The sequence below is a fragment of the Novosphingobium resinovorum genome, assembly GCF_036352595.1.
Lineage (GTDB): Bacteria > Pseudomonadota > Alphaproteobacteria > Sphingomonadales > Sphingomonadaceae > Novosphingobium > Novosphingobium resinovorum_B.
Genome location: NZ_JAZFAX010000003.1, coordinates 34,462 through 61,460, shown reverse-complemented (window position 1 = coordinate 61,460; position 26,999 = coordinate 34,462). Strand labels below are relative to the sequence as shown.

Annotated in this window: 21 protein-coding genes; 7 read left to right on the top strand and 14 right to left on the bottom strand. The window is 68.8% G+C overall.

Translation table 11 applies throughout. From position 1 onward, the window contains the following. Window positions 1-79: 79 nt before the first annotated feature. Entirely contained in the window at window positions 80-763 is a 684-nt protein-coding gene (locus V2S85_RS04565) for an ABC transporter ATP-binding protein (RefSeq protein WP_330701687.1), read from the bottom strand. Next, the gene (locus V2S85_RS04560; RefSeq protein ID WP_330701686.1) at window positions 756-1,997 is read right to left on the bottom strand and encodes a lipoprotein-releasing ABC transporter permease subunit; all 1,242 of its coding nucleotides are present in this window, start codon (window positions 1,995-1,997) and stop codon (window positions 756-758) included. Before V2S85_RS04560 ends, V2S85_RS04565 begins: the two co-directional genes overlap by 8 nt. A gap of 129 nt (window positions 1,998-2,126) precedes the next feature. Here V2S85_RS04560 and argJ point away from each other — a divergent pair, with 129 nt between their 5' ends. Genes argJ through V2S85_RS04545 form a run of 3 tightly spaced genes read left to right on the top strand, consistent with a single transcriptional unit; the run spans window position 2,127 to window position 4,811 of the window. Beyond that, complete coding sequence (gene argJ / locus V2S85_RS04555) at window positions 2,127-3,353, top strand: bifunctional glutamate N-acetyltransferase/amino-acid acetyltransferase ArgJ (RefSeq protein ID WP_330701685.1); 1,227 nt, start codon at window positions 2,127-2,129, stop codon at window positions 3,351-3,353. A 1-nt stretch (window position 3,354) separates the two neighbouring features. Further along, window positions 3,355-3,993 carry a glutathione S-transferase family protein gene (locus V2S85_RS04550; RefSeq protein WP_330701684.1) on the top strand — a complete coding sequence of 213 codons (639 nt, stop codon included), beginning with the start codon at window positions 3,355-3,357 and terminating at the stop codon, window positions 3,991-3,993. 8 nt (window positions 3,994-4,001) lie between these two features. Continuing rightward, window positions 4,002-4,811 (top strand): inositol monophosphatase family protein, encoded by an 810-nt coding sequence (locus V2S85_RS04545; protein ID WP_330701683.1) that lies wholly within the window; start codon window positions 4,002-4,004, stop codon window positions 4,809-4,811. Between the two features lie 175 nt (window positions 4,812-4,986). On the opposite strand, the gene trxA is transcribed toward V2S85_RS04545, so the two are convergent. The 8 genes from trxA to V2S85_RS04505 form a co-directional block, all read right to left on the bottom strand. Next, complete coding sequence (gene trxA / locus V2S85_RS04540) at window positions 4,987-5,307, bottom strand: thioredoxin (protein WP_330701682.1); 321 nt, start codon at window positions 5,305-5,307, stop codon at window positions 4,987-4,989. 76 nt (window positions 5,308-5,383) lie between these two features. Next, window positions 5,384-8,899, bottom strand: a complete 3,516-nt coding sequence (gene addA / locus V2S85_RS04535) for a double-strand break repair helicase AddA (protein WP_330701681.1) — start codon at window positions 8,897-8,899, stop codon at window positions 5,384-5,386. Next, window positions 8,896-11,868, bottom strand: a complete 2,973-nt coding sequence (gene addB / locus V2S85_RS04530; RefSeq protein WP_330701680.1) for a double-strand break repair protein AddB — start codon at window positions 11,866-11,868, stop codon at window positions 8,896-8,898. Before addB ends, addA begins: the two co-directional genes overlap by 4 nt. A gap of 10 nt (window positions 11,869-11,878) precedes the next feature. Further along, complete coding sequence (locus tag V2S85_RS04525) at window positions 11,879-12,571, bottom strand: nucleotidyltransferase family protein (protein WP_330701852.1); 693 nt, start codon at window positions 12,569-12,571, stop codon at window positions 11,879-11,881. Window positions 12,572-12,606: 35 nt separating this feature from the next. Beyond that, complete coding sequence (locus tag V2S85_RS04520) at window positions 12,607-13,605, bottom strand: aminoglycoside phosphotransferase family protein (RefSeq protein ID WP_330701679.1); 999 nt, start codon at window positions 13,603-13,605, stop codon at window positions 12,607-12,609. Then, the gene (tsaE, locus tag V2S85_RS04515; protein ID WP_330701678.1) at window positions 13,602-14,048 is read right to left on the bottom strand and encodes a tRNA (adenosine(37)-N6)-threonylcarbamoyltransferase complex ATPase subunit type 1 TsaE; all 447 of its coding nucleotides are present in this window, start codon (window positions 14,046-14,048) and stop codon (window positions 13,602-13,604) included. Before tsaE ends, V2S85_RS04520 begins: the two co-directional genes overlap by 4 nt. After that, window positions 14,045-16,396: a PAS-domain containing protein gene (locus V2S85_RS04510; protein WP_330701677.1), complete on the bottom strand. Its 2,352-nt coding sequence runs from the start codon at window positions 16,394-16,396 to the stop codon at window positions 14,045-14,047. Before V2S85_RS04510 ends, tsaE begins: the two co-directional genes overlap by 4 nt. 87 nt (window positions 16,397-16,483) lie before the next feature. After that, a complete protein-coding gene (locus V2S85_RS04505; RefSeq protein WP_330701676.1) occupies window positions 16,484-17,287 on the bottom strand; it encodes an SDR family NAD(P)-dependent oxidoreductase in 804 nt (267 codons plus the stop codon). A gap of 211 nt (window positions 17,288-17,498) precedes the next feature. Here V2S85_RS04505 and V2S85_RS04500 point away from each other — a divergent pair, with 211 nt between their 5' ends. Continuing rightward, complete coding sequence (locus tag V2S85_RS04500) at window positions 17,499-18,284, top strand: SDR family NAD(P)-dependent oxidoreductase (RefSeq protein WP_330701675.1); 786 nt, start codon at window positions 17,499-17,501, stop codon at window positions 18,282-18,284. A 12-nt stretch (window positions 18,285-18,296) separates the two neighbouring features. On the opposite strand, the gene V2S85_RS04495 is transcribed toward V2S85_RS04500, so the two are convergent. From V2S85_RS04495 to V2S85_RS04485, 3 genes are read right to left on the bottom strand one after another with little or no spacing between them, the layout of a single operon-like run. Further along, window positions 18,297-19,544 (bottom strand): MBL fold metallo-hydrolase, encoded by a 1,248-nt coding sequence (locus V2S85_RS04495; protein WP_330701674.1) that lies wholly within the window; start codon window positions 19,542-19,544, stop codon window positions 18,297-18,299. A 1-nt stretch (window position 19,545) separates the two neighbouring features. Beyond that, a complete protein-coding gene (locus tag V2S85_RS04490; RefSeq protein ID WP_330701673.1) occupies window positions 19,546-20,553 on the bottom strand; it encodes a zinc-dependent alcohol dehydrogenase in 1,008 nt (335 codons plus the stop codon). Window positions 20,554-20,565: 12 nt separating this feature from the next. Next, a complete protein-coding gene (locus tag V2S85_RS04485; protein ID WP_330701672.1) occupies window positions 20,566-21,357 on the bottom strand; it encodes an SDR family NAD(P)-dependent oxidoreductase in 792 nt (263 codons plus the stop codon). Between the two features lie 190 nt (window positions 21,358-21,547). Between V2S85_RS04485 and V2S85_RS04480 the strand changes: the two genes are divergently transcribed. The 3 genes from V2S85_RS04480 to V2S85_RS04470 all read left to right on the top strand — a co-directional run bounded on the left by V2S85_RS04480 (window position 21,548) and on the right by V2S85_RS04470 (window position 24,345). Next, entirely contained in the window at window positions 21,548-22,414 is an 867-nt protein-coding gene (locus tag V2S85_RS04480) for a helix-turn-helix transcriptional regulator (RefSeq protein ID WP_330701671.1), read from the top strand. 273 nt (window positions 22,415-22,687) lie between these two features. Then, window positions 22,688-23,866 (top strand): sulfotransferase, encoded by a 1,179-nt coding sequence (locus tag V2S85_RS04475; protein WP_330701670.1) that lies wholly within the window; start codon window positions 22,688-22,690, stop codon window positions 23,864-23,866. Window positions 23,867-23,868: 2 nt separating this feature from the next. Continuing rightward, window positions 23,869-24,345, top strand: a complete 477-nt coding sequence (locus tag V2S85_RS04470) for a hypothetical protein (protein ID WP_330701669.1) — start codon at window positions 23,869-23,871, stop codon at window positions 24,343-24,345. Between the two features lie 319 nt (window positions 24,346-24,664). Here the strand turns inward: V2S85_RS04470 and cofH are convergent, their stop codons facing one another. Further along, on the bottom strand, window positions 24,665-26,998 hold the full coding sequence (gene cofH, locus V2S85_RS04465; RefSeq protein ID WP_330701668.1) for a 5-amino-6-(D-ribitylamino)uracil--L-tyrosine 4-hydroxyphenyl transferase CofH: 2,334 nt from the start codon (window positions 26,996-26,998) through the stop codon (window positions 24,665-24,667). Window position 26,999 lies beyond the last annotated feature (1 nt).

The window sequence follows — 26,999 nt, the reverse complement described above, 5'->3', positions numbered from 1 at the left end:
CGGCGCTGTCCTTTCTTGTCACCTGGATTCCTGATGTGGGAAAGGAAATCCCGAGCGCAACACCGGTTCCTGCCCAGCGCTAAGTAAGAACCCCGTCGTGAAGCCGGACCACCCGGTCCATGGCTGCGGCAAGCCGCTCGTTGTGCGTGGCGACGAGCGCCGCGCTGCCCTCGCCCCGCACCAGCGCCAGGAACTGGGCAAAGACCTTGTCCGCCGTCGCTTCGTCGAGGTTGCCGGTGGGCTCGTCCGCCAGCACCAGATGCGGCCGGTTGGCCAGCGCGCGCGCCACCGCGACGCGCTGCTGCTCGCCGCCCGAAAGCTTGCTCGGCCGATGCTCCAGCCGCTGGCCGAGTCCGAGCGCGGTGAGCAGTTCGCTCGCCCGCGCTTCGCACTGCGCGCGCGGCTTGCCGGTGATGAGCTGCGGCAGCACGACGTTCTCGATCGCGTTGAAATCGGGCAGCAGGTGGTGGAACTGGTAGACGAAACCGATGTGGTCGCGCCGCACCGCCGCGCGCTGGTCCTTGCCGAGGCGGCTAGCGTCGATGCCGGCGATCTCGATCCTGCCGCCGAAGCCGCCTTCCAGCAGCCCGATCGCCTGCAGCATCGTCGATTTGCCGGAACCCGAAGGGCCGAGCAGTGCGACGATCTCGCCGGGACGCACCGAGAGGTTTACGCCGCGCAGCACGTCGATGGTGACGCCGCCCTGCTCGAAGCTGCGGGTCACCTCGGTCAGGCGGACGACCGGATCAACGATATCATTCATAGCGCAGCACCTGCACGGGATCGGTGCTCGCCGCCTTGTAGGCGGGGTAGAGCGTGGCGAGGAAGCTGAACACCAGCGCCATGATGCAGATCGTGGCGATCTCCACCGGGTCGGAGCGGGCGGGCAGCTCGGTCAGGAAGCGGATCGAGGGATCCCACAGGTTCTGGCCTGTCAGGATCTCCACCAGATGCACGATCGGCTGGCGGAAGTAGAGGAACACGAAGCCGATCAGCACGCCCGCCACGGTCCCCATCGCGCCGATGCAGAAACCGGCAGTCACGAAGACCTTGAGCAGCGAGCGCCGCGTCGCCCCCATCGTGCGCAGGATCGCGATGTCGCGCGTCTTGGCGCGCACCAGCATGATGAGCGAGGAGAGGATGTTGAACACCGCCACCAGCACGATGATCGAGAGGATCACGAACATCGCCACCCGCTCCACCGCCAGCGCCTCGAACAGCGAGGCGTTGATGGTGCGCCAGTCGGTCACCACCGCCCGGCCCGCCAGCTGGCGCGTGAGCGGGGTGAGGATCTGGCCGACCTTGTCGGGATTGTTCGTCGTGACCTCGATCATGCCGATCGAATCGCCGGTCAGCAGCAGGGTCTGCGCGTCCGCCATCGGCATCACGACGAAGGCGTTATCGTAGTCGTAGACCCCGATCTCGAAGATCGCGGCGATGCGGTAGGCGATCTGGCGCGGCACCGTGCCGAAGGGCGTGGAGCGGCCCGCCGGATTGATGATGGTGATGACGTCGCCCACTTGCGCGCCGAGGTTCTGCGCCAGCTGCTTGCCGATCGCGACGTTGTCGGCCCCGGCCTTGAGTTCGGGGAGGTTACCCGCCTTCACCTTGTCGGTGAGGCGGTTGATGTCCTCGCCGGTGTTGCCGCGCACAAGGATCGCCTCGACCCGGCCGTTGAAGCTGGCCAGCAGCGGCTGCTCGATCAGCGGGGAGGCCCTGACGACACCTGGAGTGGCCCTGACGTCCCTGAGAACGCCCTGCCAGTTGTCGAGCCGGCCGCCATAGGCCTGGATGATGGCATGACCGTTGAGGTTGACGATCTTGTCGAACAGTTCGGCGCGAAAGCCGTTCATGACGCTCATGACAATGACCAGCGCGGCGACGCCGAGCATGACCGCGACGAGGCTGATGCCGGCGACCAGGGCGATGAAGCGCTCGCCCTTTCCGGGCAGCATGTAGCGCTTGGCGATCGTCCATTCGAAGGGGGATAGGATCAAGCGGAGGGTCCGTCTGAAGATCGGGCTGATTAGCGAGGCATTAGGATGCGGTTGGCGCGCTGGCAAGCAATGGTCGGAAGGACCGACAGTTCCCTTGACCTGTAACACCCACGCGCTAGGCAACCGGCCATGGCTTACCCCGTCTCCCCGCTCGCCTCGCCCTTCCCCGTCCTGCCCGAGATCGCGGGCGTCGTGCCGCATGTCGTGCGCGCCGGATACAAGGACTGGGGCCGCTGCGACCTTACTTACGTCACGCTCGAGGAAGGCACCGCCGTCGCCGGTGTATTCACGAAGAACGTGTGCTGTTCGTCCGAGGTCGATCTTGGCCGCGAGAACGCCAAGCTGGGCCGTGCCCGCGCGCTGGTGGTGAATGCAGGCAATTCCAATGCCTTCACCGGCTATCGCGGCCGCGAGGCGGTGGAGCAGATCATGGAGCAGGTCGCCGCGCACATCGGCTGCCCGAAGGAGCAGGTCTTCGTCTCCTCGACCGGCGTGATCGGCGTGCCGCTGCCCAAGGACAAGGCACGCGAGGGCGTCGAGAAGGCGCTAGCCGCGCAGTCCTGCAGCTGGGAAGACGCGGCCAACACCATCGCCACCACCGATACCTTCGCCAAGGGCGCCACCGCCACCGCCATGGTCGGCGACACCAGGGTGACGATCAGCGCCATCATCAAGGGCTCCGGCATGATCGCGCCCGACATGGCGACGATGCTGGGCTACCTGTTCACCGACGCCGCCGTGGAGCCGGGCTTCCTGCAGGCCTGCCTCTCGGCCGCGAACTTGCGCACGTTCTCGTGCATCACCGTCGATTCGGATACCTCGACCAGCGACACCGTGCTCGCCTTCGCCACCGGCAAGGCGGGCAATGCGCCGATCACCGGCTTCGACAGCCCCGGCGCCCATGCCTTCGCCGCCGCGATCCATGACGTCTGCCGCCAGCTCGCCCACCTCGTCGTGCGCGACGGCGAAGGGGCGCAGAAGTTCATCGCCGTCTCGGTTTCGGGCGCGGTGTCGGACGAGAGTGCGAGGCTGGTCGGCATGGCGATCGCCAATTCCCCGCTGGTCAAGACCGCCATCGCCGGAGAGGACGCCAACTGGGGCCGCGTCGTCATGGCCGTGGGCAAGGCGGGCGAACCCGCCGACCGCGACAAGCTCTCGATCGGCTTCGGCGGCATCTGGGCCGCGCAGCAGGGCCTGCCGCTGGCGGACTACGACGAGGCGCCCGTCGCCGCGCATCTCAAGGGTCAGGACATCTCGATCGAGGTCGACCTCGGCCTTGGCGAAGGCACCGCGACCGTGTGGACCTGCGACCTGACGCACGGCTACATCTCGATCAACGCGGACTACCGGAGCTGATATGACTGCACCGTTCTTCACGATCTGGGGCCGCCTGAACTCGCACAACGTCAAGAAGGTGGCCTGGTTCGCCGAGGAACTCGGCCTCAAGTACCAGCGCCATGACGTGGGGATGGAGTTCGGCTTCTCGGACGACTATCTCGCCAAGAACCCCAACCGCCTGATCCCAATGATCGAGGACGGCAAGGTGGCCCTGTGGGAATCGAACACGATCCTGCGCTACATGGCGGCCGAATATGGCGGCCCGGCATGGTTCCCCACCGACCCCATCGATCGCGCGCTGGCCGAGCGCTGGATGGACTGGCACTTCGGCTATGCCGAGGCGCAGCGCACACCGTTTCTCGCCACTGCCCGCCAGTCTCCGGAGACGTGGGACCATGCGGCCATCGCCAAGGGCATCTCCGAGTGCGCCAAGCAGCTGGCGGTGATGGACAAATACCTCGCCGAGAAGCCCTGGCTCTCGGGTGCACGGTTCGGCATCGGCGACATTCCCATGGGGGCCTACGCCTACACCTGGTTCAATCTGAAGTTCGACGCCTTCGGCATCGAGCGGCCGCAATTCCCCGCTGTCGCGGACTGGTATGCGCGCATCCGGGAACGCCCCGGCTTCGCGGCGCAAGTGATGATCCCTCTCACATGACCTGCGCCATGATTACCCCGACCCTCCACGCCGCCGTCGAGACGATCATGCGCGAGGCGAGCGAACACGCGATCCTCCCGCACTACCAGAAGCTCGCCGCCAGCCAGATCGACGCCAAGGCCCCGGACGACGTCGTCACCGTGGCCGACAAGCAGGCCGAAGCGCTGCTGACCGAGCGGCTCTCCGCGCTTCTGCCGGAAGCCGACGTGGTGGGCGAGGAAGCGGTCTTCGCCGACGCATCGGTGATGGAGCGCCTGAAGGACCGCCTGTGCTGGATCGTCGATCCGCTCGACGGCACCAACAACTTCGCCGCCGGCAAGCCGCCCTTCGGCGTCATCGTCGCTCTGGCGGACAAGGGCGAGACGATCGGCGGCTGGATCCTCGACTGCCTGACCGGCCGCTTCTGCCGCACCGACCTCGGCGGCGGCTCGTGGATCGACGGCGAACGGATTACCGCGCGCACCACCGGCCAGGAACCGCCGGTCGCCGCGATCTCGACGATCTTCCTCGACGACGGCGCGCGCGCGAAGGTTCTCACGCACATCGCGCCGCACTACACCCTCGTCGACATCCCCCGCTGCGCCGCCGAACAGTACCCCCGGCTGGTGCTGGGGAGCAACGACATCTCGGTGTTCAACCGCACCCTGCCCTGGGACCACGCGGCGGGCGCACTGTTCCTCAACGAGGCCGGCGGCAAGGCAGCACGGCCCGACGGCAGCGCCTACCGCGTGGACGAATACGAACGCCGCGACCTCATCGGCGCATCGAGCCCGGCGCTGTGGGATGCGTTTGCGGAAGTGGTGGCAAGGCTGGCGTAAATACCAGCGAAGTCTTTGCGGCTGGGGCTTCGACAAGCTCAGCCCGAGCGGTTTTTGAGAACAGGTTTTCAATTCCGCTCAGGCTGAGCTTGTCGAAGCCCCAGCCGCGCACGACGCAAAAGAAGACCCCCGCCGTTCGCACGACAGGGGCCTCTTCAAACCTGGATCTAAGCGATCAGAGTTCGCTTTCGATCCAGCTCTTGAGCGCGTTCTTGGGCGCCGCGCCGAGCTTCTTCGCCACCGGCTGGCCGTCCTTGAACAGCACCAGCAGCGGGATCGACTGCACGCCGATCTCGGCGGGGATGCCGGTGTTGGCCATGATGTCCATCTTGGCGATGGTCACCTGCTCACCCAGTTCCTCGGCGATTTCCTCGAGGGCGGGGGCGATCATCTTGCACGGACCGCACCAGTCCGCCCAGAAATCGACGAGGACGGGCTTGTCGGACTTGAGGACGTCGGCCTCGAAGCTGGCATCGGTGACGGCAATCGTGGACATCGAATGACTCCTGGGTAAGTGTTGGGCTGCAATCTAGGGACGAAACCGGGCGACGCAACGCCCGGCGGACATAGGTTTACTCGCGGGGTTCCAAGTCCGGCTTGTGCGCCGCCAGCACTTCGGCGGGCACCTCGATCAGGCGCGGCACGGCGGTGTAGAGCAGCGCGACCTCGACCCGGCGGCCAGGGAACGTCGCCTCCAGCGCGGCGGCATAGGCACCCATCTGGCGCAGCACGCCGCCGGGCACCGCGTCGATCCGGTCGGGCGGGCGGCGCGCGCTCTTGTAATCGACGAGGCGCACGCGATCGGGCGCGATCACCAGGCGGTCGATCGTGCCCGCGACCACCTGACCGCCGACGACCGCCGCCACCGGCACTTCGGCGAGGCTGTCAGGCGCGAACAGGTCCGCCCACTCGGGATTGCCGAGAACCCTGAGCGCGCTGTCCAGCAATGTCTCGCGGTCCGCCTCGGGCAAGTCTGCCGCGTGGCGCGCCAGCCATTCGCGCCCGGCCTCCGCGCGCCCCTCGCCCACGTCGGGAAGACGCTCCAGCAGCTTGTGGACGAGCGTGCCGCGCCGCGCCGCATCGCGGCCCGCGCCGGGCGGGAATGGCGGATCGGGCGCATCCTCCTCGCCCAGCGACGAAGGCGCGAGCGGGCGCGGCGGGCGCGGTTCGGCGGGCGGCCCGCGCTCCAGCCAGCGCGGCAACGGCTCGCGCAAGTCGAGCATCGGGGCGGCCGCGCGCTTGCCGGAATGGGGCGGCACCGACGGGGCGGGACTGCCATGCTCGCACCGCGCGCCCCAGATCGGGTCGGCCAGCTCCGCCTCCGCCCCGAACAGCAGCCGCAGCCGCGCGTACCAGCTCTTCGGACTGGGCTCGCCCTTGTCCCGGTTGGTGAGCGCGCCGCCGATGAACAGCGCCTCTTCCGCGCGCGTCATAGCGACATAGAGCAGACGCCAGTGCTCCTGCTCGTCGGCGCGCTTACCGTCCTCCAGCCGCGCGGCGATGCGGCCCTGCTTCTCGTCCTTCGCCAGCGGCGGCAGCGGGATCTCGCGCGCCGGATTGGCTGGATCGGGCAAGTCGAGCCCACGCTCGCGCGCGTTGTCGGGGTTGCTGGTGGCGTCCGCCAGGATCACGATCGGCGCCTGCAGGCCCTTGGAGCCATGCACCGTCATCACCCGCACCAGCCCGGCCGCGTTGTCCGCCTCACGCTTCAACTCGCCGTCGCCCGCATCGAACCACGCGAGGAAGCCGGCAAGGCTGGGCGTGTCGGTGACGGCATAGGCCTTGGCGGCGTTGACCAGTTCGTCGATCGGATCGTTCGCCTCGCTGCCCAGCCGCGCGACGAGGCGGCGGCGCCCCTGCCACGAACCCACCAGCAACCACTGCAGCAAGTCCTGCGGCGGCTCGTAATCGGCCAGCGCCAGCAGTTCGCCCAGCTGCGCCATGACGACGGCGACCTCGGCCCCGCTCGATCGACGCAAATGCTCCCACAGCCGCGTGTGCTTCTCGCGCCAGCCATGGGCCAGCAGCTGTTCCTGGCTCCACCCCACCAGCGGCGAGACGAGCAGCGCGGCGAGGTTCAGATCGTCGAGCGGCTGCACCGCGAAGCGCAGCGCCGCGACCAGATCCTTGACCGCCAGCGGCGCCCCCAGGCGCAGGCGGTCGACGCCCGCCACCGGCACCCCTGCCGCGTGGAGCCGCGCGACGATCAGCCCGGCCAGTTCCTTGCGCTGGCGCACCAAGACCATGATGTCACCCGCCCCGGCGCGGCGCGGGTCGCCCTTGACCAGCGTGAAGCCGGGCCCCTGTTCGTCGAGCCAGTCGCGCACCTGCAGCGCGATGCGCTCGGCCATCTGGCGATCGGGACGCGAGAGCCAGTCGGGCGCGGTGCCGTCCTCGTCGGGGAGTTCCTCGTCCTCGGCGTCGATAGTGTCGGTGACGGGCTTCCACAAGGCGACGTAGCCGGGACGCTCCTGCCCCTGATGCGGCTCGGCGGGGCGATCGAGGCCGAAGTTCTCGTGGCCGATCCCGGCGATGGCGCGATCGACGAAGTCGAGCACCGTCTGCGCGGTGCGGAAACTGCGGTCGAGCCCGTATTCGCGCAGCTCCCGCGCGGGCTCGTTGCTGCGCAGCATTCCGGCGTTCTGCGCCGCCTGGCCCATCTCGCGCTTCACCCGGTCGGCGGCCCGGCGGAAGTTCTCCGGGCTGGTGCCCTGGAAGCGGAAGATCGCCTGCTTGTAGTCGCCCACCACGAACAGCGTGCGCATCAGTTCCGCGTAGCGCTCTCCCTCATACTTTGAGAGCCCAGCCCAGAACTCGCCCGCCATGGCGAAGATAATGTCCCACTGCGCGGCATTGGTGTCCTGCGCCTCGTCCACGAGGATGTGGTCGAAACGGCGGTCCAGCTTGTAGCGGATCCAGTCGGCCTGCGCCTGGTTGGCAAGGAGGTCGGCGGCGCGGCGGATCTGGTCGTCGAAGTCGATCAGCCCCTCGCGCTGCTTGGCCGCGTCCCACGCCAGCGCGAAGGCACGACCAAGGCGGAGCGCCGGCACCAGCCGCTCGGCCAGGGCCAGCAGCGCGCGCGTGGCGCGGACCTCCAGAATGCGCTCGATCACCCGCGCGCAGGAATCGGCATAGCCGGGATCGAGCTTGTCCTGCGAAGTGGTGGACTTGGGCTCGCCCTTGGCGGTCAGGAACACCTTGGCCAGAGCATCCAGCGTCTCCAGCCGCTGCGCGCCGTTGCCCAGCAGCCATTCGCTGATCGCATCGACGGCCGCCAGCCCGGTCTTGGTGCCCCACTCGGCGTTGACCGCCATGCAGTGCCGCAGCGATCGCACGTCGAAGGCGTGGTCGTCGCAGCGCGCCGCCAGCCAGCCATGGTCGGCGTCCGAAGGCAGCCCCAGCAGGCGCAGCACGTTGGCGCGCATGTCGCCTGCCTGCCAGCTGCCCGGCCCGAACCACGCCCCCCGCGCGGAGGCGCAGCGCAGCAGGAAACCCATCACCGCATCGGGACCATGGCGCAGCGAAAGCTGCTCCACCGCCTGCAGCAGGGCCGGATCGCCCAGCGGCGCGTTCTCGGCCTCGACCAGCAGGTCGGCCAGCACCTGCCGGGCCAGCAGATCGCGTTCGCGGTCCTCCATCGGGCGGCTGCCGGGGATGAGATCGGCCTCCTGCGGGAACGTCGCCAGCAGCCACTGCGAGAAGGCGTGGATGGTGTCGATCCTGAGGCCACCGCCCGGACTGTCGAGCACCGAGGCGAACAGCGTACGCGCCCGCGCAAGGTTGGCATCGCTCGCCTGCGCCCCGATCGCGGCGAGCCGCTGGCGCAAGTCGAACTCGTCCAGCCGGACCCATTCGGCCAGCGTGCCGTTGATGCGGGCGGCCATTTCGGTCGCCCCCGCCTTGGTGAAGGTGAGGCACAGGATCTGCGAGGGATCGACGTCGGGCTGCAGCAAGAGTCGCAGCACGCGCGAGGACAGAACTTGCGTCTTGCCCGTCCCCGCCGAGGCCGAGAGCCACACCGTCTCGCGCGGATCGACCGCGCGCATCTGGTTGCCGTGCAGCGGGTGGACGGTCGCGGCACCGCTCATGCTGCAGGCTCCGGCCGGTTGCCGAGCGAGGTGATCCACTCGTCCAGGCGCATCAGTTGGTCGTAATCGGCATAGCTGCCCAGTTCCGGGTTGAGCCTTGCAGTGAACGGCTGCTCGCCGAGGATCCAGCGGTCGAGCGCGTCGTCGAGATAGCGCAGCGCCTCGGGTAGGAAGTCCTCGCGCGGGATACCGGATTTCTTGCGGCCTTCCAGCACCGGTTCGAAGACGTAGCCCATGGCGCCGTCCTTGCCCTTCGCCATCGACCAGTACTCGAAGCTGTCCGCCTCGCCGTCCAGCCCCTCGAAGCCGCCGTCCTTCGCAATCAGCGCGATCAGGCCGAGCTGCAGCGCGAAGCCTTCCTGCACGCGGCGGCCAGTGGGCGGCTGCCCGGTCTTGTAATCCACCACGGCGAGGCTGCCGTCCTCGCGCCGGTCGATGCGGTCGGCGCGGCCGTGGATGCGCACGTCGCGGCGGCGCATCTCGCCCCACTTCTCGACTGCGGCGACGCTGCGGCCCGCCTTCTTCGCCTCCAGGATCATGGCCTCGAACGTCTCCAGCGCGGCGGCGAGCCTCGGCCACCACAGCACGCGCATCAGCGGGTGGGCGTTCTCCTCCTCCAGCACGCCGCGCGCGATGGGCTTGAGGCCGCCTTCGGGCTCACCCGCCTCGTGCCAGCGCTGCATGATGAGGTGCGCGACCTCGCCCTTCCATGCCGCGCTCGGCTCGGCGTCGAGGCCGTCGATGCTGCGCAGCCCCAGGATCGCGCTGGCATAGAACTGGTAGGGATCGCCGCGCAGCCGGTCGAGGCCGGTGACCGAGACGTCCACCAGCCGTTGCTCGGCCGAGGGCATCGGTTGCGGACGCGGATGCGGCGGCACCGGCGCGGCATCGTCGAGCAAGCGGGCCAGGCGCACGGCCTCGCGTTCGAGGTGGCGGTCCAGCTGGTCGCCCAGCATCGCGCGCACGCGCAGCACGAAGCGTGAAGGGATCACCGGGCCGCCCTCGTCGCGCTGCGCCCAGCTCAGCACCACCTGCGGCGCACCCAATGCTGCAGCAAGGTCGTGCGCAGCAAGACCGATGCGGAAGTCCGCCCCCGGTACCCCGAGCGCGCGCAGCACGGCGGGCGGCAGCAGCGCGTCCTGCGCCGCCGTGCCCGGCCAGACGCCCTCCACAAGACCGCCGCAGATGACGAGGTCGGCCCGGCTCATGCGCGCTTCGAGCAGCCCGTAGACCGACACGCGCGGGTGCCCGCCCCAGGGGGGGCGCACCGAAACCCGGTCCATCGCATCGCGTAGCACGGCATGGATCTCACGCGGGTCGAGCAAGGTTCCGGCCGAGCCCGCCGCGCCGCGCAGGTCTTCGACCAGCACGCTCAGCGCCCGGCCGTCGGGACCGCTCCACAGTGCTTCGCCGCACAGCCCTTCGCCCGCATCGGCGAGCCGGCCGAGCAGGGTCTCCAGCGGCTCGGTATCGTTCAGCGCCAGCAGCGGCGACAGGATCGCCTCGATCCGCGCCCACCAATCGGCCACTCTCGCCTTTTCCGCCTTCGCAGCAATCGCGGCAAGCCCTGCGCCGGGGCGAGGCCCGCGCAGCGCCAGATCGAGCCGGCGCGCACTCTCCAGCCAGCGCGGACGCCCTTCGCCCGCGCCGGCGAGCGGATGCACCAGCAACGCGACGAGCGGCACCGGCGCCGCCTGCTGCGCCGCGACTTCGGCCAGCAGCAGCATGAGGCGCCCCGCCGCCGTCTGCGGCAGCGGGCGACCGGCAGTGTCATCGGCCTCGATCCCCCAGCGTTCGAGATGGCTGACGACGCGCGCCGCCAGCCCCCGGTCAGGCGAGATCAGCGCGACGCGGCGCTCGGGCGTTTCCAGCGCCTCGCGGATGAGCACGGCGATGGCCTGCGCCTCCTCGCCGGGATGCGTGCTTTCCATCAGCCGCACGCCGCCCAGCCGCCGCTGTTCGGCCGGCAAGTCCACCCACGCGGCCGAGGCGCGCGGCGGCAGGAACAGGTTGGAAATCGCACGGCTTCGCTCGGGCGGGGCAGCGGACAGGCCCGAGCGATGCCAGGGCTGCACTTCCTCACGCGCGATGCCCATCCGGTTGAGCAGCAGCTTCAGGTGATACTGCGGATGCGTCACCGCGTCGGCGCGGCCGAACGGCGGCTCGTCCGGCTGCGCGGGCGCGCCCGCGACGCCCAGTTCGTCCCAGACCTCGGCGGAGAGCGACAAGTCGAGGTCGGGCAGGACCACAGTGCCCTGCGGCATCTCGCTCACCACCCGCAGCAATCGCGCCAGCGCGGGAGAGGCGCCGGTGACGCCCGCCGCGACCACGGGGTATGCCGGCGGCTGCGCCTTCCAGCGCGCGGCGGCATGATCGAACAGGCGGTTGCGGCGCTCGGGCGCGTCGATCTGGCTACGCCCGGCGAGTTCGGCGATCCAGTGCTGCTGCACCATCAGGAAGCTGCGGGTGTTGTCGCTCCAGTGGCCCGCAAGATCGCCGACGATGCCGATCACGCGTTCGGACATGAGGTCGATCGGCGCGATTTCCTCGGCGATCAGGCGATCCATAGTGCGACCGATCTCGAAGGCACGGCGCAGCAGGGCCGCGCCCTTCCCTGCAGCATCGCCTTCCACTTCGCGCAGATAATGCGCCAGCCGCAGCCAACGGTGCATCGAATCGGCGGCGGGAGGAATATCCACCGCCCCCAGCGGATCGAGCAGCGGTCCAAGCGTCTCGTCGAGATCGAGGTCACCCACCACCGCCATGCGCGGCAGCAGCATCCCGGTGCCGGAGTGCCGCACGAACGCTTCGGTCACCGTGCGCACCGTGCGGCGGCTGGGCAGCAGCAGGGTGAGCCGCGCCAGCGCGATCTCGTCCTTCGCGTAACGCGGGATCAGCCCGGCGACGAGCGCGTCGGCGAAACCACGGTGCGCAGCAATGGAGTAGACTTTCGGACCCGCCCTCTCCATCCTTGGCCCATCAGGCACGGGTCAGCCATTCCTCGGTCGGCCTGATGGCGGACGGCTCGCCCACCTCGAACCACAGGCCCTGGTGCGAGATGCCGTAGAGGCGGCCTTCCTCGATCGCGCGGCTCCACAGCAGGTTGGTCGAGAACGCCCCGTCGGGTGCATCGCGCAGCAGGCGCTTGGTCACCAGCTGAATGCCGGTGTAGATGAACGGCGCGACCCGGCCCGGGCGACGTCGCGAGACACGGCCCTCGGGATCGAGGTGGAAATCGCCCTCGCCGCGATAATTGAGCGCGCGGGTGTGCGGCACCATCAGCAGCAGCGCGTCCATGCGCTCCGCATCCCAGGCCTGCGAGAGTTCGGCGAAGACATCCTGCGGCCCGTCGAGCCAGATATTGTCGCTGTTGAGGCAGAAGAACGGATCGGGCAGCAGATCGGCCGCCCTGACCATGCCGCCGCCGGTTTCCAGCAACTGCTCGCGCTCGTCGGACATGGTCACGGCCGGCGCGGTCTTGCGCACCTTGAGGTGGCCCTCCAGCGCATCGGCCATGTAGTGCGCGTTGACCACCGCCCTGGTCACGCCGGCATTGCCCAGCTTGTCGAGCGCGTGGTCGATCAGCGACTTGCCCGCCACCCGCACCAGCGGCTTGGGCTGGGTGGCGGTAAGCGGGCGCATCCGCTTGCCGAGCCCGGCGGCGAGGATCATCGCGGTATCGCTGGCGAGCGGCTTCACGGATGCGTTCACCGGGCGAACTCCCCGCCGTTCGCTTCGCGCAAGTGGGCGGGGATGTTGGCGTCGAACCATGCGGCGACGGGGGCCAGTGCGGGATGCGCCAGATCGCGCTCCAGCGCCGCCCAGACGCGCGGGATCAGATCGAGATAGCGCGGCTTGCCGTCGCGCCGCCACAGCCGCACGAAGATGCCGACGATCTTGGCGTTGCGCTGCGCGCCGAGGCGGGCGTAGTCGGCCAGGAACGTTTCGGCGTCGGTGCCGGTCTTCTGCACGTAGCGGTCGAACATCTGCGCTTCCAGTTCCGCCGAGACATCGCGCCGAGCGTCCTGCAGCAGCGAGACGAGGTCATAGGCGGGGTGGCCGACAAGCGCGTCCTGGAAGTCGAGCAGGCCCTGCTTTTCCAGGCTGCCGAGCAACATGATGTTCTCGGCATGATAGTCGCGCAGCACGGTGACGCCGGGGCGCTGGCGTGGCAACAGCGGCGAAAGCGCCTGTTCCCATGCCACAGTGAAACCGGCAGCATCAACGTAAAGGCTCTGCGCGGTGCAGTACCAGTCGACGAACAGCCGCGCCTCGCGGATATATTCCGCCAGCGAATAGTCGAGGAACGGCCCGGCGGGAAGCTTGTGCAACTGCGCCAGCGTGTCGATCGTGGCGGAATAGACGGCGGCCTCGTCGCTCGGCCACTGGTCGAGATAGTCGCGCATGCGCGCCTCGCCGAAATCCTCCAGCAGCACCAGTCCGCGTTCGGGCTTCTCGGCAAGTATGCGCGGCGCGCGCATGCCGTTGTCGTCGAGCCAGTGCGCGGCGCGCAGGAACGGGCCGGGATCCTCGTTGGGCGGCGGCGCGTCCATCAGCATCGCCGTCGCGCCATCGAGGCCGCGGATGCGGAAGTAGCGGCGGAACGAGGCGTCCCCCGGCAACGGTTCCACAGCGGCGCCCCCCCAACCGGCGGCTGCGAGAAAGGCGTCAAGGCCCTCGGGAAGATTTGCGTGATCGAGCGTCATACAGGGATACGCCCTAGCCAATCCGCCCCGCCCTCGACAATGGCGATCCTGCCGTCCTGAACAACTTCCAGCGTGATCGAGAGGCAGCCCGGCTCATGCGCGAAGCCGCCGGCGTGATCGGGCCACTCGGCGATGAGCGCCGCGCCATCGCGATAGTCGTCGAGACCGATCTCCTGCGCCTCGTTGGGGTGGTCGAGGCGATAGAAGTCGGCGTGGACCAGCGGCAGACGCACCGCAGGCGGATCGTAAGGCTCGATGATCGCGAAACTCGGTGACGGCACTTCGCCTTCGTGCCCCAGCCCGGCGATGATCGCCCGCGCCAGCGTGGTCTTGCCCGCGCCGAGGCCGCCGGTCAGCGCGACGACGTCTCCGGGCAGCAGCACGTCGGCCAGCTTGCGGCCCCAGGCGTCCATCGCCGCGATGTCTGGCAGTGCGACCCTCACGGCAGTTCGATCACGGCGCTGGTGCCCTTGCCCGGCTCGGAATCGAGCCGCAGCGTACCGCCGTGCGCCTCGACCAGCTGGCGCGCGAGCGGCAGGCCGAGACCGTCGCGGCTCTCCACCTTGCCGTCGGCGCTGACCTTCATCCCGTCCAGCGCGCGCGCCAGCGTGCGGCTGTCCATGCCCTGCCCCTTGTCCTGCACCAGTATCTGCACCGAGTCGCCATCGCCGGACTTGCGCCGCGAAAGCTGGACGAGAATGCGCCCGCCGCGCGGCGAGGCGGCGATGGCGTTGTCGACGATGTGGCCGACCGCGCGCGCCAGCCGCCGCCGGTCGGCCACCAGCGGACGCAGCAGTCCCTTGGCCTGCAGGTCCAGCGTCAGGCCCGCCTTCTGCAGGCGCCCCGCCCGTTCCTCCACCACCGCGCGCACGAAGGGCATCGGGTCGATCTCCTCGAACTTGAGCGGGAGCAGGCCCGCCTCGCTCTGCGAGAGGTCGAGCAGGCTGTCGATGTGGTCGCCCAGTTGCTGCGAGGCTTCGATGATCGAACCGACGTAGTCCTTGCCCGAATCGCTCAGATCGCCACCAAGGCCGAGGTCCAGCATCTCCGCAAAGCCGCCGATCGAGGTCAGCGGGGTGCGCAGTTCCTTGCTCATGTTGGCGAGGAACCGGGTCTTGATCGCGTCCGCCTCGATCAGCGCGGCGTTACTTTCGCGCAGCGCCTGTTCGGCCTTCATCGAATCGGTGATGTCGAGCACTGCGAGGAGGCCATTGCCATCCGGCAGCGGCACGCCCGCGTATTCGAGCACACGCCCGTCCGCCAGGGTGATGCGCCCGCCGGTCTGCGAACGGTCGAGCGTGGCGGCGCGCACCACGTTGCCGACCGTCTCGGCCTCGGCCGGGCGTTTCAGACGCGAAGCGATCTTCTTGAGCAGCGCCTCGACGTGCGGATGGGTGTCGAGGAACTCGCTCTCCAGCCCCCAGTCGGCGGCGAAACGGCGGTTCCAGATCTGCATGCGGCCATCGGGCGCGAAGACCGCGACCGATTCGAACAGGCTGTCGAACGTGGCGGTGCGGGTGCGCAGCAGGGTGTCGCGCACCGCCGAGAGGCGCAGCTGTTCGGTGCGGTCCTCGACGATCAGCAGCAGCCCGCCGTCAGGCACCGGCTGGGCGACGATGCGCAAGTGCGTGCCGTCCGCCAGGGTCCAGCTTTCCTCCTGCGTCGAGCCTGCCGAAAACCAGCCCGCCTTCTCGCGCCGCCATGCCGGGAAGTCGCGCGCCTCGGGCACGCGGCCGGCATCGCGCGCGGCGTCGAGCAGGCGCTCGAACGCGGGCGGATCGACGAGGATGCGGCCGTCGAGCTTGAACAGGCGCTGGAACGGCTGGTTGGCGAAAGCGAGGCGGCGTTTCGCGTCGAACTGCGCGACGCCCGCCGAAAGCTGGTCCAGCAGCGCCCGCTGCGCCTCGCGGAAGGCGCGGAACGAGCGGGACATCTCCTCCAGATCCTCGATATCCACCGCATAGCCCGCGACGCCGTCATCGCCCAGCGGCAGGTCGCTGACGCGCAGCGCGCGGCGCTGGCCGTCGATGGTGGTGGAGACGATGCGCTCGATCGGCGCGCCCTTCTGCGCCGCCTGCCGAGCGACCTGCCCGGGCGAGAGGCCATCGACCGCCTCGATCAGCTCGGTCCCCTTGGCGACCACCTCGTCGGCGCTCTTGCCACCGACGGCGGCGACGTAAGCGTGGTTGACCAGCTGCAGTTCGCCATCGGGACGGCGGAACCACATCGGCATCGGCGCCGCCTCGATCAGCGAGACGAGGGCGTGGAAATCGCCCCGCGCCCGCGCCGCCTCGTCACGCAGGCGAACGAGTTCGGTCTCGCTGTCCGAAAAGTCGAAGACCCAGACCAGCGCCGCGCCGCCGGGCGAGACCTGCGGGTCGGCCAGGTGCCCGCGCAAGGCGAGGCTGCGGCTGGACCCATGCGGCGTCACCGCCATGCGAAAGGGCGCGGCGGTCTTCTGGCAGCGTCGCACCGCCTCGCTCAGTTCAGCGAGCTTTTCGGCGGGCAACCCCCGGCCATTCCCATCCAGTTCGGAGAGAAACTGCGGCACTTCGTCGAGCCCCAGCCACTGTGCCAGGCGCGGGCTCGCCTCGATCCGCCCGTCGGTGCGGACCAGCAGCGGCAATGCCGGCGATTCCTCCACCATGCGGCCGAGCCGGCGCGCCGAGCGCAGCTGCGCCTCGGCGCGGCCCTGCCGCATGCGCGCGGCAAGCACCGCCCAGGCGGCGGCGATCGTCCAGGCCCCCAGCAGGAGACCGATCAGGAGCGGCAGGAAGCGCGAGAATTCCATCGCGCAAGGCTATGCTGCGCGCAGACAGGAGTGACAATGGGGGATGGCGCGAAACCGGTAGATACGCGCGCCCGAAAGCGCCCGCACTCACATCGACGGCGCATACCCTCCGTTCAGCGGATAAGTCTGGCCGGTGATCCACCCGGCCGCATCCGAGCACAGGAACGTCACCAGCGCGGCAACGTCGGCCGACTTGCCGTAGCGGCGGATCGTGTAGCGCGCCATCTGCGCCCGGGCATGGTCGCCCTGCATTACCTCGGCAAGCTTCTCCTCGGCCATGTCGGGCATCAGCGACGAAAGCGAGACGGCGTTGCAGGTCACGTCGTAGCGCCCCAGTTCCTTGGCGATCGAACGGACGAAGCCTTGCGCACCGGCCTTGGCCGAGGCGTAGACCGCCAGCTTCGGCTCTCCCACGCGCCCCGAATCGGAAACGATGGTGACTATGCGCCCCTTCCTCGCCGCGACCATGTTGGGAACGAAGGCGAAGCAGGCATTGTAGACGCCGTAGAGATTGGTACGCAGATAGCGGTCCCAGGCCGAGGGCTCCTCCTCCCAGAAGTTCCGCACCGGGCGCAGCGATCCCCCAGGCCCCGCCATGCCGGCATTGTTGACGAGGATCGTTGCCGGCCCGAGCGCGGCGGAAACGGCGGCATTGGCGGCCCGCACCGCGTCGAGGTTGCCCACGTCGAACGGGACGGCCAGCGCCGGGACACCGAGGGCGCGGATTTCCTCGGCCACGGCCTCGGCCCGCTCGGCCACGAAATCGTTGACCGCGATCCCTCCGGCATTGTGACGCGCCAGTTCGAGCGCGATGCCGCGCCCGGCATTCTGGCCGCCCCCGGTGACGACAGCCACCTGCCCGCCCAGATCGAGAAGATCGTGCCCGCTCATTCGTCCTGCTCCCAACCGTGTTGCACTGCTTATAGATAGTATATACTATCTTTATGTGAGAAGGCCGGCACCGGGATCATCCCTGCGATGCCGTCCCTGCCGCAAGTCGATTGAAGAGGCCGGGAGCGCCGCTGCCAAGGCTTCGGCGACACGCAGCGCACCAATATCGCGGCGACGCTGTACGGCCCCGGGAGAGGATGAGGAGATGACCATGTTCGAGGAATTCGCGCTTGCCGGCCGCGTGGCCATCGTCACGGGCGGAGGGACCGGGATCGGCCGGGCCATCGCCCTGCTGCTCGCGCGCCGGGGCGCCGACATCGCGGTCGCCGGGCGCAAGCGCGCGCCGCTCGACACCGTGGTCACCGAAGTCGAGGCGCTGGGCCGCCGGGCACTGGCGGTGGAGGCCGACGTGTGCGACCTCGGCGCCGTGCAGGCCCTTGTAGAGGCGGTCGCGCAGACTTTCGGCAGGATCGACATGCTGGTCAACAACGCCGGCGGTGCGCACGGCCACGTCGGGATCGCCAGGATGGACCCCGCCAAGTGGGACCGCGACGTCGCGCTCAATCTCAATGCGGCGATGTATGCCTCGCAGGCCGCGTTCCCGCATCTGCGCCGGACCCGGGGCTGCATCGTCAACGTCTCCTCGGTCGCGGGGATGCACGGGACGCAAGGCGTGGCGGCCTATTCAGCGGCCAAGGCCGGGGTCCAGATGTTCACCCGCGTCGCGGCCGCGGAGTGGGGACCGGCCGGCGTGCGGGTCAACGCCGTCGCGCCGGGCATGACCGCCACCGAGAAGGCGCGCGCGGGCTGGGAGAAGGTCGGTTTCGATGCCGACGGCGCCGCGCAGGTCTTTCCGCTCCGCCGCTACGGGTTGCCCGAGGACGTGGCGCAACTGGTGGGCTTCCTGGTCAGCGATGCGGCCGGCTACATCACCGGCGAGGCGATCGCCGTCGCCGGTGGTCCGGTGCTGGGCGGAATGGTGAAGATCGAGGACTGAGGCGGATCGCCCTCATCCCCCCAGCCTCGCCTCCATCTCGGTGATCTCCGAGCGCAGCCACATCGTCTCGGACAAATTGCGCCCGCCGCTCGCCGCCAGCAGCGCCTCGTGCGCGGCCTTGCGCACTTCGAGCGCACCGGCATTGCCCGGCTCGGCGTGGAGCGCGATGTCGGTAAGGTGGACCGCCTCCAGCGCCGCCCCCGCATCCAGCTTCGCCCGTGCCCGCCCGGCCAGGGCCGCCGCCCCGCCCGCGAGATCGACGAGGTCCGCATCGACGCTGCTGCGCGGTACCCCGTAAAGCGCGGTGGTGCCATCCTCGTAGTGCAGCCAGCCGGAGTATTCGCGCCAGATCGACTTGACCGCCCAGCTTGCCTTGCCGTGGAACTCGCCGATCTCCAGCCCTTCGGGCCAGGCGAATTCGCGCATCAGGGTATGGACGTCCTTGCCCGCCTTCATGCCATCGAGCGTGTAGTCGCGCACGAAGGACACCGCGGCGTGCAGCTTGTCGAGGTCGGCGCGGATGCGATCCTTGCCGACGATAGCCTCGCCGTGGCCGGTGACCACGATCTCCGCACCCAGATCGCGGATGGTCTCCAGCGACTTGAGGTAGTTGCGCACCAGCCGCGGCTTGTCGCCGCGCAGGGTGTTGAGGAACGGCATCGACAGCCATACCGGACCGAAGACATTGCCGGTGAAGGCGATCTTCTCCTTCGGCAGCCAGACGGTGAGGCTGTCCACCGTCTCCCCCTCAGGCGTGGAGATCAGCTCGAAGGTGCGCCCACCGAGTTCCAGCGTCAGCCGACGATCGACGAGAATGTCCGGCACGACGTTCGGCGGCGGCTTGGGCGTGGAACCCCGCTTGAGCGTGGAGCCCCAGAGCTTGCGGCTCCTCGGCCCGAAGAAGGCCTGCAGGCCGTTCATGTCGGCCAAAGCCTCGTTGAAGCCGGGGCCGCCGATCACTTGCGTGCCGTCTTCGAGGAATTCCGGCAAGCCGCCGTAGTGGTCAGCATGGCTCTGCGTAAGGATCACGAAGGCGAGCGGCCCGGTCCGATGCGGCGCCAGCAGGCGCTTCGTGCGCTCGGCATTGTCCATGAAGCCGGTATTGACCATCACGTCGCCCTCGGCGGTGGTGACGAGGTAGGCGTTGGAGATGTCGTTCGCCTGGAAGATGAAGTCGGTCACCCGGATCGCCTCGGCCTGCTCGTCGCCTGCGCGCACCAGTCCAGCCAGCTTGGGTCCGGCATCTTTCACGTCGCTCATGTCAGGCCTCCTCGAAATCGATCATGACTTTGGCGGATTGGGGGGTCGCGGCGATCTCCAGCCCCTTCATCACCTCGCGGAACGGCAGCTTGTGGCTTATCATCGCGGCGATCTTGTCCTTGAGGCGCGGCATGTGCGCGATCACCTCGGGCATCTCGGTGGGGTAGCCGACCGCGGTGGTGATGGTCATCTCGCTCGTCAGCATGCGGCCGACGGGGAATTCCAGCGGCTTCATGTAGGCGGCGGTGATGACCAGCTTCGCATGGAACTTGGCCATCATGATGACTTCGGACAGGATGTTCGGCGCGCCCGCCGCATCGATGTACGCATCGGTGCCGACGCCGACGCGGCCGTAGCTGGGCACTTCGCCGTGCAGCCGCGCCAGTTCCGCGCGCAAGTCCACCTCGGCGGGATTGAGCGCCGCCCGCACCCCCAGCGCGCGGGCGCGTTCGAGCCGCTCCTCGGACAAGTCCAGCGCGACGACGTCGGTGACGCCGCGATCGACCAGCCACAGCAGCATGCCGAGGCCGATCGGGCCGCAGCCGAACACGACGACCTTGTCGCCCGGCTTCACGTCCGCGCGGTTGACCCCGTGCATGGCGACGGCCAGCGGCTCGCACATCGCGGCGACGTCATAGGAGATGCCCTCCGGGATCGGCAGGATCGATTCGCCCAGCCGTGCCTCGCGCACCAGCAATTCCTGGGTGAAGGCGCCTTCGGGGCCGCCGGAGCCGATATTGCTCGGCGTCATCATCGGGTTGACGATCACCGCATCCCCGACCGCGATACCTTGGACGCCCGAGCCGACTTCCAGCACGTCGCCCGCACCTTCATGGCCCAGCGCCGTCTCGACGCCCGGCGGGATGCCGCCCATCTTGATGTAGGACAGGTCGGAGCCGCAGATGCCCACCGACTTCATCCGCACGACCACATCCAGCGGCCCGGCCTGCGGGCGCTCGTAAGGATCGACGCGGACGTCGCCGACACCGTGAATCTTGAGCAGTTCCATACGCTGTCTCCCTCAGGGCCGGACCATGTAGCCGCCATCGATGGTGATCGTCTCGCCGGTCATGAAGCTGCTGGCGTCCGAACACAGGTAGGCGCCGATGCCCTCGAAGTCGGCGGGAAAGCCGGTGCGCTTCATCGGTATCGTCAGGGCGAAGTGCTGTGCCACCGCGTCGGCGCGGGCGCCCTCGCCCATCATCGGCGTGATGACGAGGCCCGGCGCCACCACGTTGGCACGAATGCCGAGCGGGGCCAATTCGATGGCAAGGCAGCGGATCACCGCCGCCACCGCCGCCTTGGACGAGGCGTACTCCATCTTCCCCGCAAGGCCCTGGAACAGCGAGAGCGAGCCGCAGGCGACAAGGCTGCCGCCCGATTCGTCCCCCGCCTCGACCCGCTCCTTCATCAACCGCGCGCCTTCGCGCAAAGTGAAAAAAGCGCCGTGGAGCGCGGTCTTCTGGAAGTCGTACCAGTGATCGGTCGGCATCTCGAAGACCGAGTTGTAGCGCGGCGAAGCGCCGGAATTCGCGAAGACGCAGTCCACTCGCCCGAAGTCGGCCATGACCGCTTCGTACCCCGCCGCGATGTTCGCCTCTTCCGAAACATCCACCTGATAAGAAACGACTTTCTCCGCACCGGCGGCTTCCAGTTCCGCCTTGGCCTTCGCGCTCTTCTCGGCATTGCGCGCCCAGATCGCCACGTCGCCGCCCATCTTCGCCACGCCCATCGCGAAGCCGAAGCCGATGCCACCGTTGCCGCCGGTCACCACCGTCACCTTGCCCGCGCAGTCGAACAGGCCCTTGGCCATCTGTCTCTCCCTCGATCCCAAGCCGCGCCGTTCCTGCGGCGCTTTACGTGGATGCGATGTTCCTCGGGCAGGCATTGCCGGGCAAGCGCGGCAGGCATACAATTCCAGCCCTAACGTGGCATCCGGGACATATTGCGGTGTACTAAGCGGCACCCAGCGGCACCTAGCGGCACACAAGGAACACTCAAGCATGGCTGAAGCCCACCGCCCGACCATGTGCATCGACGCAAGGCTCGAAACAGCGGCCGTCAGCGCCCAGATCGTCCGCTTCGACATTCCCGGCCCCACTGACACCGTCCATTCGGTCGGCGAGGACTACCACGTCAATATGTGCCTGACCCCGCGCCCGCTGCAGTCGCGCGGCGGCTATCGCCAGCGCTGGGGGCCGCACCGGCTGGAGCGGCTGGGCGACATCTTCGTGCTGCCGCCGGGAGAGGAACTGCACATCAAGGGCGGCTCCGGGCGGCAGGCCTCGCTGATCTGCACGATCGAGGCGGGGCTGGTCCACGACCTTGTCGGGCGCAGGCTGACCTGGGACGACCCGCACCTCGCCGCCGCGCTCGACATCGGCAGCGCCCAGATGCGCGCGCTGCTGTTTCGCATCACCGCCGAGGTGCGTCATCCCGGCCTCGCCGCGCAGCGGATGCTGGGGTTCCTGGGCGGCGAACTGGCGATCGAGCTGGGCCGGCACTGCCTGGAGGTGGCCGAGCGGCCGATGACCGGCGGCCTTTCCGGCTGGCGGCTGCGGCTGATCGACGAACGCCTCGCCGACGACCTCGCCGCCCCTTCGCTGGAGGAACTGGCGAAGCTGTGCGCGCTGTCGGTGCGGCAACTGACGCGCGGTTTCCGCGTCAGCCGCGCCTGCTCGATCGGGGACTACGTCGAGCAGCGCCGCATGGAAGCCGCCAAGCGCCTGCTGATGGAGGGCGAGAGCGTCAAGACCATCGCCTTTGCGATGGGCTTCGCGTCGCCCTCCAGCTTCACCTTCGCCTTCCGCCGCGCGGTAGGGGCCAGCCCCAGCACCTTCCGCCAGCGGCAGGGGCGCGTGCTGGCGTGAGCCTGTCGAAAGGCTCAGGTGTGACCCTTCGACAAGCTCAGGATGACCCTTCGACAGGCTCAGGATGAGTGGAGGTGGCGTAAACCTCCCAACCCCGCTCAGGCTGAGCTTGTCGAAGCCCCCGCATCCCACCGCGTCGGGTCTTGACCCGAACTCGACACAACGGCCCGATCTGCCGCGTCAAGCGCGTTGCCAGCGCCGGTCCCCGGCAGGTTATCTCGTGCCCGTGAACAAGGCCGACCGATCGGCCACCGGGAAGAGGACAACCACGCCATGGCCACCACCGCCGCCGAACAGCTCGTAGCCGATGCCCTCGTCGAACAGGCGATCCGGGAGACCGGCATCGACACGTTCGACAACGACAGCTTCCGCGAAGGCCTGGACGTCTTCACGCAGTCGTTCAACGAAGGCATCGCCCGCGGCTGGATGAGCGAAGGCGGCATCGCCCGCGCCCGCAAGGACACGCTCCACTGGCTGAGCGGACGGCTCAAGGTCTCGCAGTACCTGCGCGATCACCCCGAACTGCTGGACCGTCCGGTCGAACGCCCGGTCTTCGTCATGGGGGTGCCGCGCACCGGCACCACGCTGATGTCGAACCTCCTCGCCGCCGACCCCTCGCGCCGTTCGCCGCTGACCTGGGAGATCGACGATCCGGTGCCGCCGGTCACCTCGAACGCCCTGCTCACCACCGATCCGCGCGCGGTGGAGCGCCTCGCGCAGGAGAAGGCGGCGCTGGAGGCCAACCCCGCCATGGGCAAGTACTATCGCGGCTCGGCTGTCTATCCCAACGAATGCGTGTTCTTCATGGCGCACGATTTCAAGACGCTGATGATCGAGTCCAAGGGCAAACTGCCGCTCTACAAGGACTTCATCTTCTCGTGCGACATGACCAGCGCCTACGAGTACCATAAGAGGTTCCTGAAGGTGCTGCAGCAGCACACCACCGGCGTCTGGAACGTCAAGAAGCCCAGCCATTCGCTGTGGCTGGAGACGATCTTCAAGGTCTATCCGGACGCGCGGGTGATCTGGACCCACCGCGATCCCTTCACCGCCACCGGCTCGCTGTGCTCGGTGATCTCGCTCAGCCACCAGGCGCACATGGGCCGGATCGACGCCGAGTGGCTCAAGGAGGACTATCCCTGGCAGGCCGCCGAACACGCCAACCGCATCATGGATTTCCGCGACAAGTACGGCGAGGACAGGATCATCGACGTCCATTATGCCGATATCGTCGAGGATCCGGTAGGCGCCACGAAGAAAGTCTATGCCGCGCTGGGCGACGAATGGACCGCCGAGGCCGAGGCCGGCGTGCAGAAGTGGGTGGACGACAACCCACAGGACAAGTTCGGCCGTCACGAATACAAGCTGGCGCAGTACGGGCTGAGCAAGGCCGATCTGGAGCCGCTGTTCGAACGCTACCTGTCGCGCTACGACGTCGCGCGGGAGGGCTGAGCATGCTCGAGGGCGCGCATTACCAGAACGCCTATGTCTGCGACGACCTGGAAGCCGGGATCGACCTGTTCCGTGGACGCGGGATGGTGAAGGAGCCCACGGTGATCCCGGTCGACCAGACCGTGCTGACGCCCTCGGGCCCCCGGCGCCAGAAAAGCCGCATCTGCTTCATCTGGATCGGCGACCTGCAATACGAACTGATCGAGAGCGAGATCGACGAGGTCGGCATCTTTGCCAACTGCCTGTCGAACGGCGGCCCCCTGCGGTTCCATCACGTCTGCTTCCGGGTGCCCGACTGGGCGGATTTCCGCGCCCGGGTGGATGGGCAGGACTTCCCCATCGCGATGGAGCGAGACGTCTCGGGCGAGCCGGAGGGAGGGCTGAAGTTCCTCTACCTCGATGCCCGCAAGGTCTTCGGGCACTACATCGAATATACCTGGATGCCCGAGCCGGTGTGGCAGCATATCCGGGGGATGTGAGCACCGGCCCGGGATCGTGAAGCGGGGGGCTTGGAGAGGCTGCGCCTGACCCTTCGACAAGCTCAGGGTGAGCGGGTTTAGGCCACCTGGCACCCTTGCCATATGCCCCCGCTTCGTCATCCTGAACTTGGTTCAGGATCCATCGCGCCGTTGGTGCCGGGGCCAGAAGGTGTAAGCCGCCCTGTCGATCCGGCCCTCACGGGGCGAGCTATCGGCGTGATGGACCCTGAACCAAGTTCAGGGTGACGGCGGTTCAAGGTGGAGAGTTCCGGTCTTGCCCGGCCAGACCCAGCCCGCTCACCCTGAGCCTGTCGAAGGGTCAGGCCATCACCGCCTCCACCTCGCCGTAAAGCGTCGTCCTCTGCCGCAGCCTGCGCCCGACGCTCTGCGCCGCCGCGCGCATGTCCGAAACGTCCGCCAGCTGCCCGTGCGAGGCCCCGGCCGCGCGGCTGATGCTCTCGTCCATCAGCACCCCGCCGAGGTCGTTGGCGCCCGCCGCCAGCACCGCCGCGGCGCCGTCCATGCCCAGCTTCACCCATGACACCTGGATCGAATCGATCGCCCCGTGCAGCGCGAGGCGCGCCACCGCATGCATCATCACCGACTCGCGCCAGGTCGGTCCCTTGCGGCACTGGCCCTTGCGGTAGAACGGCGCCTCCATGTGGACCAGTGGCAGCGGCACGAACTCGGTGATGCCGCCGGTGTCGAGCTGCAGGTCGCGCAGGGCCAGCAGGTGCCGCGCCCAGTGCAGCGGGCTTTCCAGATGGCCGAACAGGATCGTCGACGTCGTCGGCAGCCCGACCCGGTGCGCGGTTCCCACCACCTCCAGCCATTCGGCGGTGGTCAGCTTGTCCGGGCAGATCTTCGCGCGAATATCGTCGCACAGGATCTCCGCCGCCGTACCGGGTAGCGATCCCAGCCCGGCATCGCGCAGCATCGACATATAGTCCGCAACCGGCATCCCCAGAGTGCGGGCACCCTGGCTCACCTCCAGCGGCGAGAAGGCGTGGACGTGCAGGTCCGGGCAGGCATCCTTCACCGCGCGCAGGATCGCAAGGTAGGTCTCGCCGGTGTAGCGCGGGTGGATGCCGCCCTGGAGGCATACTTCGGTGGCCCCGCGCGCCACCGCCTCGCGGGCGCGGGCGGCAATCTCGTCGAGGTCGAGGTCGTAGGGCTTGTCGCGATAGCCCGCCTTGCTGCTGGTCTTGGAAAAGGCGCAGAACGAGCAGGCGTGGGTGCAGATGTTGGTGTAGTTGATATTGCGGTTGACCACGTAGGTCACGACATCGCCGCGCACCTCGGCCCGCAAGGCATCGGCCGCCTCCACCACCGCCTGCGCCGCGCCGCCGCGCGTGGCGAACAGCGCCGCGATCTCCGCCTCGCCCAGCGTCGCGCCGCTCGCCGCGCGGTCGAGGATGCGGTGCAGGCGTGCCGCCGTCGAGAGCGACACCGGGCCTTCGTACGCACGGCCGAGCGGCAGCTTCACGCTGCCCGGCGCATGGTCGGCCATGCCGGGGCTCCAGCGGCTGTCGCGCCCCAGCCCCTCGGCGTCGGCCAGGCGCAGCACCGCCGGGCGGATCGCCGGGTCGAGCCAGCCCTCCGCCTCGACGAAGCGCGGATAGATCGTCAGCCGCTCGACCAGCGGCAACCCGGCGCGGGCGCAGACCGCTTCCAGCCGCGCGATCTCGGGCCACGGCGCCTCGGGATTGACGTGATCGCGCGTGACCGGGGAAATCCCGCCCCAGTCGTCGATGCCGGCGCCGATCAGTTCGCCGAGCCGCTCGTCGTTGAGGTTGGGCGGGGCCTGCACCGAGACTTCGCCCGGCAGCACGATTCGCGCGGCGGCGACGGTGCGCAGGAAGTCGGCCTCGGTGGCCTCGATCGCGCCGGACATCTTCGTGCCCGGCTTGGGGCAGAAGTTCTGGACGATCACTTCCTGCAGGTGCCCGTGCGCTTCGTGCAGGTCGCGCAGGGCGATCAGCGCCTCCATGCGCTCGCGCGCGGTCTCGCCGATGCCAATGAGCACGCCGCTGGTGGTCGCCACCCGCGCCCGCCCGGCCGCCGCCAGCGAGGCGAGCCGGACCGCCGGCGCCTTGTCGGGCGAGCCGTGGTGGCACATTCCCTTGTCCATCAGCCGCGCGGACGTGCTCTCCAGCATCAACCCGACCGAGGCCGCGACCGGCCGCAGCATGCGCCAGTCGTCCTCGTCCAGCACGCCCGCGTTGACATGCGGCAGCAACCCGGTTTCCCGGAGCACCCGCTCGGCACAATGCCGCACGTAGTCGATGGTGCGCGCGAAGCCGCGCTCCGCCAGCCACTCGCGCGCCGCCGCGTAGCGCCGCTCGGGCGCATCGCCCAGCGTGAACAGCGCCTCCTTGCACCCCGCCGCCACGCCGGCGCGGGCGATCTCCAGCACCTCGTCCTCGGACAAGTACGGCGCCTCCAGCCGCGAGGGCGTGGTCGCGAACGTGCAGTAATGGCAGACATCCGCGCACAGCCGCGTGAGCGGGATGAACACCTTGGGCGAATAGGTCATCCGCGCCGGGGTGAGCGGCCCGAACCGGGCATCGCGCAAGGCCCGTGCCTCGGCCAGAAGCGCGTCCAGCGGCGCCGAAAGGAGTCGGGTCATCAATGCGTCGTCGTCGCGAGCCATG